The organism is Candidatus Clostridium helianthi (assembly GCF_045310795.1).
Taxonomy (GTDB): domain Bacteria; phylum Bacillota; class Clostridia; order Clostridiales; family Clostridiaceae; genus Clostridium; species Clostridium helianthi.
In genome coordinates this window covers 1-15,597 of record NZ_JBJIAB010000041.1, presented here as the reverse complement: position 1 = coordinate 15,597, position 15,597 = coordinate 1, and the positions used below count along the sequence as shown (strand labels likewise).

Here is a 15,597-nt window from a genome sequence, read left to right as displayed (position 1 = left end):
TTTACCAGTAACAATCCAATACTTTTATTATTTTAATTTATCTTTGAGTCACACGTTGGATATGTATAGTTAAATACAGTTGCTCTTCATCAGATAATTCTTGTTCTAAATACTTCTGTATTTTAAGCATACATTCATATGCTTTTTTATATTTGGTTTTAACTTGCTTTAATAAAAAATCATCCTCTTCCTTTTCCATCTTTTCATTTTTATTTAGTCGTTGAAAAAAGAATCTTAAATGTGTAACAAACCTTTCATAGTTAAGAGATTTTTCATTAAGTGCAATGTTGTAAGTGTACTTAATTATATTTAATATATCCTGTATCATTTTTGTTTGATGAGCAATATCTTCGACTTTATTACTCGAATTATTGGTCTGCGCATTTATTAAATGAAGAGCTATGTTTCCTGCTTCATCTTCTGGTAATTTTTTATTAGTCTCACTTTGGATGAGGTCTAATGCTTTTAATCCAATTTCAAATTCTTTAGGATAAAACTTTTTAATCTCCCAGATTAATGCATTTGGACGATTTAACCCTTCATCAAATAATTTTAATGCATAACTAATATGATCAGTCAAAGTAATATATATATAATCATTTAGTTCAACACTTAGCATATTCTTGGCGTATTCAATAATATCATAACATAGTGATACATGTTCAGTAGGAATATCTTCTAATAATAATTTAAATTTCTCTGAGTCATCTTTTTGTTTTAGTATAAAAGTTTTTTCGATTAGATTTTCATCTACTTGATCTCCTACACTTTTCTTAAAGCCAACTCCACGCCCCATAATAACAATCTCTTGCTTACTTAAGTCTTTGGCTAAAATAGCATTATTATTAAATATCTTTTTTATTATCATTCCTATCCCCCAATCAAAGTTTATGATAAATTAGAATATAAAAACCCCAATTAATCAAAAGAGACTAAGCAATATCTCTTCTCATTAATTAAGGTTTCGCCTGATCTAGTCAGTAACAATCCTAATATTTTGTAATCGTTTATCCATATTTTTATAATAACTTCTTTACTATTAAATGTCAAGAATTTTGTTATTATTTTCATAAGAAAAATTATAATCAGCTGTTAAGCTTAAGATTTTTTAGCATCTATCTTTTAAGTGCATGTAAAAAATCTGCACATCCGAAATGGCAGCTATGCTGCATATAAGAACATTTTATGCAAGCGAATATATTTTCTTTTTTATTCTCTCTCAAATCATAGACTTTTAAATCAGCTTTTCATAATCTATATTCATAAATGCCCTACTATCCACAAATTTAACATGAATATAAATTTCTAGAGAAGAACAAAATCGCAGGAGACTGTGGAGCCGGAGATTTTTTCACGCATCTGCCTTTTCGAACGTATGTGAGAAAAATTTGGCAGGCGAATAAGATTTCTTTTTTATTTTTTTGATACAAAAACTAGTCAATCAACTTTTTTAAGTTATCCACGGACTTTATTAAAATATAAATTCCTAAAAAATAAAAAAGCCAGTAGAACATTTAATCTTAAATGTTCTACCAGCCTTACTTAACCGCAAATTGAGATTTACAGTTTTTTAAAGAAAACTTTTTTCTACGTTCTTAGTTCTTAATTACTTTAAACCTTGTTCGTAGCTTTCAATCATGTGTTTAACCATGAAACCGCCAACGCTTCCGTTTTGTCTTGAAGAAAGGTTTCCTTTATCTTGATTTTCATAGTCTTGTAATCCAATTTCTGAAGCAACCTCAGTTTTTAATCTGTTTAACCCTTGTTTTGCTTCTGGTATTAATGTTCTGTTTCTTCCACTATTGTTTGAAGACATATATATCTACCTCCCTTAAATTAATATAAATTTTGCTTGGCAGTAATATATTAACCATTATGATGAATTATAACCTATAAAAATATTAACAAAAGTAGCATCATAAATTATAATTAGAAAAAACTTTCAATATCTTGTACTAAAATTCATAAAAAAAGTAGCAATCTAAGATTACTACTTTTTTATGCATTATAAATTATACAGCCTTGTCTGAATTTTCTTGATTGCTTTCATTTTGGAGTGTACTGTGTTTTCTTCCGTAAACAAAATATACTACCAATCCTATAACAAGCCATACTAAAAATCCAATCCAAGTTATTAATTTTAATCCGCATAATAAAACTATACAGCATATTATTGATATTAATGGAGTAAATGGTACTCCTGGAGTTTTAAAGATTCTTTTAAAATCTGGCATAGTTTTTCTAAGCACTATAACTGCAAGAGATACAGAAATGAAACTTAATAATGTTCCTGTACTTAAAAATTCTACAATAATATCTAATGGTAAAAATCCTGCTATTATTGCTGCTATAGTTCCAGTTATTATAGTTGAAATGTGTGGAGTTTTATGTGTTGGATGTACTTTTGAAAATAACTTTGGTAAAAGTCCATCTCTTGACATAACCATGAATACTCTAACTTGGCCATAAAGTACAACCATCATAGTAGAAACCATTCCAAGTATAGCTCCAGTTCCAACTAACGCTGCTCCCCAGTTTATACCAACTCTAGCTAGGGCTCCAGGCACTGCATTTTCTGAAATTATTTCATTATAAGGTACCATTCCAGTAAGAACAACTGCAACGGAAACATAAAGCAAAGTAACTGCTATTAAACAAATTATAAGTCCAAGTGGTATATCCTTTTTAGGATTTTCAGCTTCTTCTGCTGCTGTAGATATTGCATCAAATCCTATAAATGAGAAGAAGATAGTAGCTGTTGCTGCAAAAATCCCCTTAAATCCAAATGGTACAAAAGGTTGATAGTTAGATGGATTTATGTGTGATACTCCAAGAACTATAAATATAAGAATTATAGCTATTTTTATTCCAACAATTAAATTGTTAACTCTAGCGCTCTCCTTCATACCATAATATAATATGTAGGTTATCACTGCAATTATTAATACTGCTGGTAGATCAACTATTCCACCTTTACTTGGTGACGTTATCAAAGCTTGTGGAAGTGTTACACCTACTGATTTTAATATTCCAATAAAGGTTCCTGACCAACCTGATGCAACCGCACTACATGCAACTAAATATTCTGCAGTAAGGCACCATCCAATTATCATAGCTACTATTTCACCAAATACTATGTATGAATAAGAATATGTACTTCCCGCAACTGGAAACATAGTTGAAAGTTCACAATAACACAATGCACAAAGTCCAGCTACTATACCTGCTAAAATAAATGAAATAATTACAGCTGGTCCAGCCAAATGTGCGCCTGTTCCTGTCGCAACAAAAATACCTACCCCTACTACTGCTCCAATACCAAAGGCAGCTATGTCTTTGGCTTTAAGATTTTTCTTTAAAGCTGTCTTTTGTGCCCCTTCCAACATTTTATCTAACGATTTTTTCTTAAAAATATTCATATAGGTCCTCCTATTTACTTAATCCATTCGTCAAAAATCTCTTAATAACTATATACCTCTATATAACATATTAAATATTTATCTAGAAATTTTAAAAGTACAACAAACCAATTAATATATTATCATATTTTTATAATATTAGGCAAGACATTAACACATTAATAATTTATATATTTTTTAATTTTTCTCTTAAAAAAACAATACTTTTTAACATAATATTATGCAAAGTCCTAATATAAGGAAGAAATTCATAAATTAACGACGAAAATCCAACAAAAAATTGCTGCATTATTTTTAATCTATGTTTCTAAATAAATTTAAATCTATAATATCCATCATTATTTTAAGCAAATATAAGAATAATATTAGTAATAAATGAAGAAATTTATTAAAAAATGCCGAACTTATATCTCTTATCACTACTATAAAACGATAAGAGACATAAGCTCGGCACTCTATAATAAGGCTGTTATAAATTTTTATTGACCTATAAGATACGCCATCAATTCTTCCCTTGTAAATCTTTTAGGTTCTTTAAATTGATTTAAAGTTAATGCTCTATAATAAACTTCAGCTACTTTTTCAACATATCTTCCTTTAGATAGTACATCTTCTATATCTTTACTAACAACAATTACACCATTACTTTCTAATAAGCAAGCATCACTTGTGCTTAATCTTTCTAACAAATCTTTTGCTGGATCATTAGTTTTTGCTTTTTCATAATTCGCTAAATATATATAACCGCCATAATTTGCAGCATCATAAGTTACTGGGGGAATTACTTTATTAGCTACCGCAAAAGTAGTCGCATAAACTGGGTGAATATGCATAAAAGCTTTTATATCTTTTCGAGCCTTATATATATCAAGATGCATTTGCATATCACTATTTGGTTCAACTCCGTCCATTGTTTCAACTTTATTTCCATTTAGGTCTACAACACAAACATGCTCCTGGCGTAAATCTTCTATTTTAATTTTTGAAGGTGTTATAATTACATAACCAGAACTTTCGTCTTTAATACTAAAACTTCCGATTTTTTCTATGCATAAGTTATATTTTTCTGCATCTTTTACAATTTTTATAAGTTTAATTTTTAAATTTTCTAACATACTTACACTCTCCTTCACCATAACGCTCACTTAATTTAATCCCATTACTTTATCTTCAAATATTCTAGCATCCATCAATTTAAGATCTTTATCTACTATTGGCGCAAAATCCATTGCAGCTAATATATCTTTTTCAAGATCTACTCCAGGTGCAATTTCAGTCAAATGTAATCCATCATCTTTTAACTCAAATACAGCTCTTTCTGTTATATACATAACAGGTTGTTTTAACTTCATTGCACGGTTTCCACTAAAAGTAATCTGCTGAACAGAGTCTACAAATTTTTTATTTGATCCATCATTTATAATTTTTAATTTTCCATCTTCTATTTTTATGTCCAATCCTTTAGCTGTAAAAGTTCCACAGAAAACTACTTTCTTCGAGCTTTGAGTAATGTTAATAAATCCACCACAGCCTGGGACCTTTGGTCCAAATTTACTAACATTTATATTTCCGTGCTTGTCTACTTCTGCAAGACCTAAAAATGCTATATCCAATCCGCCTCCATCATAAAAATCAAATTGTGTTGGTTGATCATACATACATTCTGGGTTTATTGATGCTCCAAATTTATTGCCGCCTTGAGGAATTCCGCCTATAGCTCCTGGTTCTACAGTTAATGTAAAGTAATCACATATTCCTTCTTCATTAGCAACATTTGAAATTGCTTCTGGCATTCCAATTCCGATATTTACAACTTGTCCTTTTACTAATTCCATTGCAGCTCTTCTGCCAATAATTTTTCTTTCATCTAATTTTAGCGGTGCTAATCCATCGACTACCATATTTGCCTCTCCAGTTAATGAAGGGTCATAATTGTATCCTAATATTTGAGCTTGATCTTCTTTATCTTCTGCCTCAACTATATAGTCAACATATATTCTAGGTATCTTCACAGCTCTTGGATCCAATGTTCCAAATTTAACAATTTTCTCAACCTGAACTACTACAGTTCCTCCACAATTTTTAACAGCTTGAGCTATACATGCAGCCTCAGAATAAGTAGCTTCGTGGTCCATTGTAATATTTCCTTTTTCATCTGCATATGTTCCTCTAATAAAAGCAATATCTATCTTTGGACATTTATATATTAAATTTTCTTCACCTAATATATCTATTACTTGTACTATATCATCCTTAGTTATTGAATTTGCTTTTCCTCCCTCTACTCTAGGATCTACAAAAGTATTTAATCCAACTTTAGTTATAGTGCCAGTCTTATTACTTGCTTTATCTCTAAACATATGACACATAACTCCTTGCGGTAAATTATATGCATATGTTTTATTATCTCTAATTAATGCGCCTATCTTAGGTGCTAAGCCAAAGTGTCCTCCTATAACTCTACCTGTTAGCCCTTCATGTGCTAAGTGATTTAATCCTTTACTTCCTCTATCACCTGATGCTGCCGCAAACATTAATGTTAGATTTCTTGGGCTATTTTCTTCTAAAAATCTTTCTTCCAAACTTTTGATTAATGATTCTGGAACTCCTAGTAATGCGAAACCTGATGTTGCCAAAACGTTATTGTCTTTTACCAAATCTGCTGCCTCTTTAGAATTAATTATTTTTACCATAAATATCATCTCCTGAAAAATATAATAGCCTTTGTTATTTTTTTATCAATTCCTCTTACCTTTATTTTAATAGCTTGTCTATTTTTTGTCAATCTAATTTTCTGACAATTCAGAATTATTTTTTAATACATTATTATTCAAAAATCTATTTTTTATTGTTAATGTATTGATATCGCTAACATTTCTCTATTTTTCCCATATTTCTCAATAAAATTAAAAGTATAAAATTAAATCAAAATATTTATTATCTAATTATACTTATATTTTATGAAAGCAACCACATATTGGTTATTACATATTGATATTTTTTTAACTATTTTTCAATTTATTATTGATTACCAAATAACAACATTATATTTCACATATCGATTTAGCATATATGTTGCAATTCACAATGCACAATTCACAATTATAGCTAGAATTTTTTCAATATATATTCTCTACTAGGACCATATAACATTTAAATTTCCCCTCTTTAATACAGCAATAACTCCTTTGATTGTCTTAAAATCAAAGGAGTTATTACTTTGTTATAAAATATAAAACTTATATTGTTTTCTCTTTTGTTACAATTATGATTTATAATCAGCAATATATGTTATATATTAAGTTGCTCTATTATTCATATTTTCTCTATATGGCTCTAAATGAACAATTACATCAGCATTATTATTAAATTCCTTTCTTAACGCATCTTGAATTTCATGAGTTAACTTATGAGACTCTTCAAGACTCATCTTTGAATCTGCTAAAACATGCATATCTATATGCATATCTTCAATAGTTCCACGACTTCTTATTTTATGAACACCTTTTACACTTTTCTGGGACATTGTAATTTTTTTTATTGTCTCAGCTTCTACTGCAATACTATCAACTAAAATATCGCTAGCAGCTCTGAATATTTCATAGGCAGAATGAAATATAAAGATAGCAACTACAACAGAAGCAAAACTATCTATAAGTGGCGATACCCCCAATTTTATTGCGCTAATAGCTATAATTACACCGATGGTTACAAATACATCACTTTTTGTATGCATTGAATCAGAAATTAGAATTGTACTCTTTAACTCTAACCCCCTCTTATATTCATACTTCGTAATAAATATATTAATGCATAGTGTAACAAGCATTACAATTAGACTGACCGTTGTAATTTCTGGTCTAACTGGATGCATAAATTTATTAATTCCATCGATTATAATCTTTCCACCTATAAAAACTAACATTCCAACAATAAATAATCCTGTAAGTGTTTCATACTTCTTATACCCATAAGGATGCCCCTCGTCAATAGGCTTGGCTGCTATTCCTACCCCAATAAGTCCAATGATATTAGATGATCCATCTGTTATTGAATGAAATCCATCCGCCACTATACTTGAACTATTTGCAAAAGTACCAATTACTATTTTTATAAAAGCTATTATTATATTTGCAAACATAATAATCCAAAGCACTCTTTTTATTTCTTTAAAATTGTTTTTCTCCAAAATTACACCTACTTTTAATTAATAAAATTTAAGTAACTATAATAAATTTGTTGATAAATTCAACTCTAGATGACTAATACATTATTTTTTCTTTATATTACTTCTAAAAAATCTTATTCTACATCCTACTTCATCAATTATTTTAATAATAGTTTGCTTATTAATTATCAATTGGTAATATATTTTATACTTCTATAGTATGTTATTGTTCCATATATGTTAATATATCTAGAAATATATCAAGTACTTATTATTATCAGTTGAAAATAAATTCTAATTGATAGCTCATATAGTTCATAACCTACTAGTTCAAATATTATATAAAAAGAAATACAAACAACAAAAAGGACTCAGAATCACATTTTCCGAATCCTTTATTTCAAATTAATATATTGCAAAAATAATTTTTCATCTTAGTTCTAAAAATATTACAAGAATTTTAACCGTAATTATGAATTGTGAAATGTGCATTGTGAATTTCAATATATATAACCATTTTCGAAAATCTTTATTTCTAATATATCCAATAACCTCCACACATACCAGCCTGTACAAAAATATAAAATTATTTTAAAAATCTATTGCAAATAGAGTATTAGTATTAATTCAAAAAAGCATTTTATTAAATATTTTATAGAACTATATTTATGTAATTTGCTATATTTTTTATACTTTATCAGGTAATTCACTTCTAATTTTCTCTAAGTGTTTTGGATAATCCTGAATTACGATATCAGCCTTTATTCCAATCTTCTCTAATGCCCCCAATGAAGATTGTACTTTATCCCAGAATTCTTCTACTGCTCTATTTACATGATTTTTCACCACTGCAGTCTCAAACTCATTATTTTCCTTTTCAACTTTTCTCAACTGATTCATTAAAGTTATTTCATCAGAATCTATATTTTTTAATTCTACACATAATGTATTTTTTAACCCAAGTATACAAAAATCTTCACTTAATCCATCTTCGCCTTTATTAGAAACATATGAAATCTCTTTAATAATTTTTCTTCCAGTATATCCGCTCGAGTCTTCATATTCTTGAAATACAAGAATGTCTCTAACACTAAAATCCCTATTGTATTTTACTAATTCAAAAGTTTTACTTCCATCTCTTATCACTTTATAGTTATTAGGCGTTATTTTTAGCTCATGTATCATTTAAATCATCTTCTTTCTATAGTGTATTATATTTTAAAATTTTCGACTTAAATAAATTGAGTATTTGCTCCATATAACTATTGTTTCAAAAAATACTTCTACTATTCTTAATAAAAGTTTTTAAATTATGTAATCTCCAATTAGCATATAAAGTATATAATTCATTACTTAACTTTTTCGATAAATTTATCTATTAATTTTCTTGCCAAAGTAAACTTTTTAGGTATATTAGGGAAGTTTTCTTTTGAGAACCACTGTGCATCAACTATTTCTTTTCCATCGACCTTTATTTCTCCTGATTCATACTCTGCAAAAAATCCAACCATTAATGAATTAGGGAATGACCAAGGAGAGCTTTTATAATATTTAATATTCTTAACATTTATTCCAACTTCTTCAAAAACTTCTCTTTTAACTGTACTCTCTAAATCTTCTCCAGCCTCTACAAATCCTGCAATCAAACTATACATATCATTTTTAAATCCTCCATTATGAGCAAGAAGAATTTTATCTCCTTTTATAACAGCAACTATTATAGCAGGACATATTACAGGATACATTACATTATTGCAGCTCGGACAAACTTTGGCCATTTCATCAATTTTATCTTCTGTTCTAGATCCACATTTTCCACAAAATCTATGTGTTCTATCCCAATTTAATATTTGGTTAGCCCTTCCTGCTACTAAAAATAATTCTTCTTCTAATAGCGGTCCAATTTCATATAATGATATTAACTCAAAATTATTTTCCAATTTAATTTCTGAAGAAACTTCTATTGCAAAGCAAAACTTATCTTCAATTTTTCCAAGAAGGAACTCTTTTTCATATTTAGCTCCTAATTTCATAATTTCATCAAAAACAGGAATGCTTAATACGTCTCCATTTCTCTTAACTAATAAACTTCCCTTGAATATTAAAAAACATAAGTCTTCTGGTGTACTTTTTTTCACTATATTAGATAATATATTAAAATTATTTTCCATCTTAAATTAATTCCTTTCAAAACACTTTACCATTTAAAGCTAATATCTAATGTAAAGTTATAATAAATAATCTTTATTATAACATTTAATTTAAATTAAGGTAAGCATATACATTTAATTTAAGTGAACTAAAAATAACTTATGTATTGAATAATTCAATGAAATTTGCCTTATTAAACATACAAAGAGGAGCATTTTGTATAACCCCTCTTAATAAACAAACTATTATTTTATATAATAATCCTTGGCTTGATATTAGTGTTTTTTACAGCAGTGATGTTTGTGATGAGATTTACGACATTTGAAGCAGCATTTATTCTTTTTCATATACTCTATGAGTTCACGTTTTGCTCTTTCATAACCATCTCTACAGCCTTTTTTATAACCTTCATACTTTCCTTTTTCAAAACCTTCTTTGAAAACTTTTTCCATCATCTTTGGGATATAATCTTCATCTTTATCAAAGTCGCACTCTTCTTTTCCGCCTAAATCCCAATCTTCTTTTTCTGCGAATTCATACTCTTCTTTTTTGCCATATTCACAATATTCTTTTTTGTCATATCCATAGTCTTCTTTTTTATCATATCCATAATCTTCTTTTTTATCATATTCATAATCGTCTTTTTCTTCAAATTCGCATTCTTCTTTTCCAAAGAAATCAAACTCATCCTCTAGGTCATCAAAATCAAAGTCAAGCTCATTTTCAAAATAATAACTGTATTCTTCTTTATTATCTTTGTAATCCATTTTTTTCTCTCCTTTGTAATTTCCATAAAATTGTTTGATTTATAGAAGCTCTATTTATATAGCTTTTAATTTATCTACTATGCTATTAAAAATCTGATAACATTTTTTTACTAGAACTTTGTTAAAATTAACAATCACTTAGTATTATATTATGCTGATTTATAATATTTGCTATTAATTACTAAAGAAATATTCCAACTCATCTCAACTTTAACCTGAATAATAAAACTATAAAAGTTATTTGAAAAACGTATATTTTTCTGTACTTTGTTAATAATATTATTGAAAACATAATAACCCGACCTAAATTTAAAATAGAGATAGTATTTTAGAATTCACTAATACTATCTCTATTTTTTATTTTAAATTTATTTATAGTAACTATAATATGTGTTGCGATTAAATTTCCGCATGGTTCGCTTTAATTGAGTTCTTAGCTTACTATGATTTTGGATGCGAATTTATCATTACAGCATGTATATTTAATATGTAAAATTTTTATATAATAATCTCAAAAGATATGTATATTTATTTACTACCCTGTCAATAATTCTAAAGGAAAGCATTATTACTCAACCACACTTAAAAATAGAGATAGTATTTTTTAATTAATAATACTATCTCTATTATATTCCTCTAAATTAACTTCTAATTATACCTTTCCAACAATTCCTTAAACACCTTATTGTGCTCTATGTCTTTGCTTAGAGATTGAATAACTCTTATAATCTGCTGTTCATTTATCTTTTCTTTGGAATTCATAGCAATTCCTATTATATAAGCTTTTATTATTTTATAAGTATTAATAAGAACTTTAATACTTTCCAAAAACTCTTCTCCTTTATTAAAAGGAATCAAGTCTTTAAAAATCTGATTTACTAAGTAATTTTCTAGAATGTATGAATAGTCATCTATCTCATTAAAATATCTAGGATTTTCTTCTAGATACGTGCATAAATCACTTTTATTAAAAATCCCATCTTTATATTCATTAACACATTGCTTAAGCCTGATCCCTCTTATATTTTCAAACAGATCAGCCTCAGCAATATCTATATAAAAATCATTATTTTCTTTGAAATTCATTCCTTTTAACGACTCATAATCTATGTACTCATTATTAAAATCATCTAATAACTTCTCTATTCCATCAAAATCATTTAGTTTATATAGACTCTGAATTTTTCCATAAAAACTCTTAAGAATATTTAACCGTTCCTCTATTGAATATTCTCTCGATTGAATAATATTTATAGATATTACTCTTATATCCCAAAAATATTGAAAAAGACTTTCCGTCCCTTCAAAGGCTTCACTATCTATAATTCTTCTTATCTCAATACCATTCTCATTTATTTCTTCTTCGCTCTCTATAAACTCCATTTTATCTTTATTTAAGAACGCTTTTGTACATATTTCTATGCAAGAAGGTAATCCACTCTTTTCATAAATATTATCAACAATATTAAATACTCTAGGATAACTTTTGCAAGTTATACAAAGATTTTTTTCTCCAAAACCACCATGTATATCACAAAGCATATTACAATTTAAAAAAGGACATCTATTACCATCTTTTAGTGCCATGAAACCATTATTAAAAAAATCGTGTTCAGCTTCATTCACAAAAAACTTTCCTTCCAATAATTCTTTAAATTCACCAGTACTATTAGTGTAATTATTATAAGTATCCTCATCTATATTTATATCCCATCCCGCACAACAAGTATCAATGCAACTTGAGTTTATGCATTTAAAGTCTTCCATATATTTGGGTAAAAAAACGTTTATTTTCATTTACTAGCTCCAATCTTCTTACGTCCTTAAGAGTCATTTATCATATTCTAATATAGACTTATTTATATATTTCACTTTATTTAGAGATATAATTTCAATAAGTTTATATAATGTTATTATTACTATTTCAATTTCATTATATCATACTTAATCTCGCAAATATGTACATCATAGATGAAATACTGTACTAAAATATATAAGACGAAATTTAAATCACACTCTATTATGCATAAAGTGTGATAATCAAACATCTATAATATATATTTTAGAAGTTATTTAATGGTAAGCTTCTTTTATTGGTGTTTAAATCTAGCAATCTTTATCTTTAGGAACGTTTGTAGGATCTTCAACTAAAGTAGTAAAATAATAATCATGATAATGTCCATCTGCACAAGCTGTTTTACCCTTTACTAAATGAATATGCTTTCCGTCTGGAAGATAAATAGCTGGACCTGTTGTATCACAAAGATCATGGTAGTGATCACAAAAAGTATCTGTACGTCCTTCTATTTTATGAACGTGTGAATTACCACATTCTATTGCAGGACCAGTCATGCCGGCAATCCGATGATTATGTCTCACACATTCATCATCTTTTGCATAATCTGTACTTGATAAATATTCATGATTATGATTCTTTATTCTATAGCTAATATCTACATAGTTACAGTTATCCTCATTTTTATCATTTTGGTTATTTTTGTAACCACAGCTGCATCTCCCGTTATTATTACAATTGTATCTCACCGTAAGCTCCTCCTCCGTTATTAAAATATATATAATATTTTATGTTTGCTCACATATTTGTGTGATTACTTAGTAACGTACCATATTTTTATTGCTTTCCTATAGTAAATCCATCATTTCAAGTAGATTTAATTTCTATAAAGTTTTATATAAGTTAGTCAGCACCATTTTTTAACACTGGATCATTAAAATTAAAATTTCCATATAAAAAATCTTTTTAAATAATCGCAAATACATCATAATATTCTAATTCTTAAAATTAAATCGAAATAAAAAAGGTGGCATTGTCCATGACAATGCCACCTTTATAAAATGAAGAATCTTTTATCAAATCACTTTTATAATATCACAATATCTTAAATTAGTAACTATTTTTCATAACATAAATTTTGACAAAATGTGTCACAACTCTTTCAAAAAATGTAATATAAATTAAGACTAATAAAATAAAGATGCAGTCAAATAGTGACTGCATCCAATGGTTAAACTTGAGAGAGAGTTATTTAGGATTTGAATATATTGTGTATTTATATAATAGCATATTATTTTTAAATAGTCCATATTAATTAATAACTTTTATTGATTAATCTTCTTGAAATTCAAAAAAATAGAGGTAAATTAAATCATACAATTTAATTTACCTCTAATAATAAATATTATTGAGCTTGTAAAAATTCCTCATAGCTCTCTATTCTATCCTCTCTATTATTCTTCTTTAGCCAGTTATTATAAGTTAAAATAGTCTCTTCTAACTTGTTTATTTTTATCACTTTTCCATTCTTTTTCTTTTTTTCAGCGTATATATTGATTTTCATTAAGTTACCCATAATAACTCCCCTTCCTTAAATATTATTTATTACTTTTTCTCTTCAAATATATATTACCACATTATTATAAAATATTCCATACTATTTAATAATAATTATTTGTTATTTTTAAAATTATATTATATTCACTTTTTATCTAGTTCAAAAATTAATAAATAAAATACTTTAGAATTATATCTGTATATAATTACATAGGTCTCATAAAAATTAAAATAAATTTATTCTATGCCTTCAATCCTTAATAATTGAGGATTGTTATTAGAAACTCTAACATGTACTTTTGCTATCTTCATTCTCAAACTTTTTATTATTACCTTTACTTTGCATATAAAGTAATAGTCCTCGACACCATTAGTAATTACTGTGATAGGATCAAATTTGAATCCATTTATGCCATCTAACGCATCATTTAGCATTACTTTTTCTTCTATAGAAATTTCACTTCTGATTTCCATTTTTCTATTTTCTTTTAACATATAAACAAACACCTTCTCCTGTAACTATATTATTACCGGTTTTTGTCAGTTATTAATCAATTATATAAAGCTTTTCTTAATATAATATTACAAAAAAATAAAGATTCTGCTTTATTAAAAACAAAAGAGACAGATTAAACTTAAAATCTAATCTACCTCTTAGTAATTATCGAGCTCGTAAAAATTCTTCATAATTTTCAATTTTATCCTCTCTGTGCGTTACTTTTAACCAATAGTTATATTTTAAGATATTTTCTTCTAAAACTCTTAGTTTAATTTTACTATTATTATTCTTCTTAATCTCCGAATACATAATTATCTTAATTATATTGCCCATATTTACCACCTCCTTCTATATCTATAATACAATTTAAGTATATAAATTTGGGTACTAAAATTTTAGGGTATGAAGTATTTTCTCATATCCTAAAATAATTAATTTTCTATAATATATCTTATAATATTTCTTCAATAGTTAGTAAATTTATGCTTCCATCATTTTTAGTTTTAATATATATTTTGGCCATCTTCATTTGCCTATTATTCGCTTTTACTTTACATATAAAATAATAATCGCCTTTATGATTTATTATCACAAATACAGGAACAAATTCCCATCCAACTATTCCATTTAATGCTTTTCTTAATATTCTCTTATCCTTTGCTGTAATTGTATTCCTAATCTCTAAATCATTTGCTAGCATGCCATATACCCTCTCTCATAAAATACGCTTATCGATATTTATATTTGTCATGAATTAAGTTAATTCCTTACGCAAACATTTTTAATAAAACGTACAATTTTTTATCTGTGTCTTTTCCGATCTAGAAGCATCGTATATTTAATGATGGAATTCCAAAAATAAAATTAATTGTAGAGTAACCAAAATTTTTATCAAGAGAATATTAAATTATGATTCCTATATCAATTGTATATACAATAAAATTTATTATTCTACTCTACATAATATGAAGAAGCTTTAATATATGTCACTAACAATAGGCCATAATCATAAGTATTCTTCATTCATCATTTTTTCTTTCAAATTTTAATAAAAAAATCGCAGGCGACTGTGTTTAAGTTCCGTATTGTGCTTCGCACTCTTTTCATATGTGTAGATTTTTTCACGCATCTGCCTTTTCGAACGCATGTGAGAAAAATCTGCATATCAGAAATGGCAGCTATGCACCTATAAAAAGAGTAGCTATGCTACAATACTGAACTATTCTGCATATAAGAACATT

Annotated in this window: 15 protein-coding genes; all 15 read right to left on the bottom strand. The window is 27.2% G+C overall.

Features of this window, described 5'->3' with window-relative positions:
- Window positions 1–37: 37 nt before the first annotated feature.
- Complete coding sequence (licT, locus tag ACJDTP_RS22595; RefSeq protein WP_406762530.1) at window positions 38–868, bottom strand: BglG family transcription antiterminator LicT; 831 nt, start codon at window positions 866–868, stop codon at window positions 38–40.
- Window positions 869–1,606: 738 nt separating this feature from the next.
- The gene (locus tag ACJDTP_RS22590; RefSeq protein WP_077840750.1) at window positions 1,607–1,816 is read right to left on the bottom strand and encodes an alpha/beta-type small acid-soluble spore protein; all 210 of its coding nucleotides are present in this window, start codon (window positions 1,814–1,816) and stop codon (window positions 1,607–1,609) included.
- Between the two features lie 196 nt (window positions 1,817–2,012).
- Entirely contained in the window at window positions 2,013–3,419 is a 1,407-nt protein-coding gene (locus tag ACJDTP_RS22585) for an amino acid permease (protein ID WP_406762529.1), read from the bottom strand.
- 479 nt (window positions 3,420–3,898) lie between these two features.
- Window positions 3,899–4,534, bottom strand: a complete 636-nt coding sequence (locus tag ACJDTP_RS22580; RefSeq protein ID WP_077841280.1) for a class II aldolase/adducin family protein — start codon at window positions 4,532–4,534, stop codon at window positions 3,899–3,901.
- Between the two features lie 30 nt (window positions 4,535–4,564).
- Entirely contained in the window at window positions 4,565–6,112 is a 1,548-nt protein-coding gene (locus ACJDTP_RS22575) for an acyl CoA:acetate/3-ketoacid CoA transferase (protein WP_077841281.1), read from the bottom strand.
- A gap of 605 nt (window positions 6,113–6,717) precedes the next feature.
- Window positions 6,718–7,608, bottom strand: coding sequence for a cation diffusion facilitator family transporter (locus ACJDTP_RS22570; protein WP_406762528.1), 891 nt, complete (start codon window positions 7,606–7,608; stop codon window positions 6,718–6,720).
- A gap of 666 nt (window positions 7,609–8,274) precedes the next feature.
- Window positions 8,275–8,772 carry a DUF3850 domain-containing protein gene (locus tag ACJDTP_RS22565; protein ID WP_078117485.1) on the bottom strand — a complete coding sequence of 166 codons (498 nt, stop codon included), beginning with the start codon at window positions 8,770–8,772 and terminating at the stop codon, window positions 8,275–8,277.
- A gap of 164 nt (window positions 8,773–8,936) precedes the next feature.
- Window positions 8,937–9,758 carry an NAD(+) diphosphatase gene (nudC, locus tag ACJDTP_RS22560; RefSeq protein WP_406762527.1) on the bottom strand — a complete coding sequence of 274 codons (822 nt, stop codon included), beginning with the start codon at window positions 9,756–9,758 and terminating at the stop codon, window positions 8,937–8,939.
- 255 nt (window positions 9,759–10,013) lie between these two features.
- The gene (locus ACJDTP_RS22555; RefSeq protein WP_406762526.1) at window positions 10,014–10,505 is read right to left on the bottom strand and encodes a hypothetical protein; all 492 of its coding nucleotides are present in this window, start codon (window positions 10,503–10,505) and stop codon (window positions 10,014–10,016) included.
- Window positions 10,506–11,153: 648 nt separating this feature from the next.
- Window positions 11,154–12,302, bottom strand: coding sequence for a flagellin lysine-N-methylase (gene fliB / locus ACJDTP_RS22550; protein WP_406762525.1), 1,149 nt, complete (start codon window positions 12,300–12,302; stop codon window positions 11,154–11,156).
- Window positions 12,303–12,611: 309 nt separating this feature from the next.
- Window positions 12,612–13,049 carry a YmaF family protein gene (locus tag ACJDTP_RS22545; RefSeq protein ID WP_012059464.1) on the bottom strand — a complete coding sequence of 146 codons (438 nt, stop codon included), beginning with the start codon at window positions 13,047–13,049 and terminating at the stop codon, window positions 12,612–12,614.
- Window positions 13,050–13,705: 656 nt separating this feature from the next.
- A complete protein-coding gene (locus ACJDTP_RS22540; RefSeq protein WP_168983469.1) occupies window positions 13,706–13,876 on the bottom strand; it encodes a hypothetical protein in 171 nt (56 codons plus the stop codon).
- Window positions 13,877–14,094: 218 nt separating this feature from the next.
- Window positions 14,095–14,352 (bottom strand): hypothetical protein, encoded by a 258-nt coding sequence (locus tag ACJDTP_RS22535; RefSeq protein WP_012059465.1) that lies wholly within the window; start codon window positions 14,350–14,352, stop codon window positions 14,095–14,097.
- 166 nt (window positions 14,353–14,518) lie between these two features.
- Window positions 14,519–14,689: a hypothetical protein gene (locus ACJDTP_RS22530; protein ID WP_171983670.1), complete on the bottom strand. Its 171-nt coding sequence runs from the start codon at window positions 14,687–14,689 to the stop codon at window positions 14,519–14,521.
- Between the two features lie 118 nt (window positions 14,690–14,807).
- Complete coding sequence (locus ACJDTP_RS22525; protein WP_406762524.1) at window positions 14,808–15,056, bottom strand: hypothetical protein; 249 nt, start codon at window positions 15,054–15,056, stop codon at window positions 14,808–14,810.
- Window positions 15,057–15,597 lie beyond the last annotated feature (541 nt).

Excerpts from the sequence above, each read along its gene's own strand:
- licT (WP_406762530.1), bottom strand. The coding sequence starts at position 868 with ATGATAATAAAAAAGATATTTAATAATAATGCTATTTTAGCCAAAGAC.
- ACJDTP_RS22590 (WP_077840750.1), bottom strand. The coding sequence starts at position 1,816 with ATGTCTTCAAACAATAGTGGAAGAAACAGAACATTAATACCAGAAGCA.
- ACJDTP_RS22585 (WP_406762529.1), bottom strand. The coding sequence starts at position 3,419 with ATGAATATTTTTAAGAAAAAATCGTTAGATAAAATGTTGGAAGGGGCA.
- ACJDTP_RS22580 (WP_077841280.1), bottom strand. The coding sequence starts at position 4,534 with ATGTTAGAAAATTTAAAAATTAAACTTATAAAAATTGTAAAAGATGCA.
- ACJDTP_RS22575 (WP_077841281.1), bottom strand. The coding sequence starts at position 6,112 with ATGGTAAAAATAATTAATTCTAAAGAGGCAGCAGATTTGGTAAAAGAC.
- ACJDTP_RS22565 (WP_078117485.1), bottom strand. The coding sequence starts at position 8,772 with ATGATACATGAGCTAAAAATAACGCCTAATAACTATAAAGTGATAAGA.
- nudC (WP_406762527.1), bottom strand. The coding sequence starts at position 9,758 with ATGGAAAATAATTTTAATATATTATCTAATATAGTGAAAAAAAGTACA.
- ACJDTP_RS22555 (WP_406762526.1), bottom strand. The coding sequence starts at position 10,505 with ATGGATTACAAAGATAATAAAGAAGAATACAGTTATTATTTTGAAAAT.
- fliB (WP_406762525.1), bottom strand. The coding sequence starts at position 12,302 with ATGAAAATAAACGTTTTTTTACCCAAATATATGGAAGACTTTAAATGC.
- ACJDTP_RS22540 (WP_168983469.1), bottom strand. The coding sequence starts at position 13,876 with ATGGGTAACTTAATGAAAATCAATATATACGCTGAAAAAAAGAAAAAG.
- ACJDTP_RS22535 (WP_012059465.1), bottom strand. The coding sequence starts at position 14,352 with ATGTTAAAAGAAAATAGAAAAATGGAAATCAGAAGTGAAATTTCTATA.
- ACJDTP_RS22530 (WP_171983670.1), bottom strand. The coding sequence starts at position 14,689 with ATGGGCAATATAATTAAGATAATTATGTATTCGGAGATTAAGAAGAAT.
- ACJDTP_RS22525 (WP_406762524.1), bottom strand. The coding sequence starts at position 15,056 with ATGCTAGCAAATGATTTAGAGATTAGGAATACAATTACAGCAAAGGAT.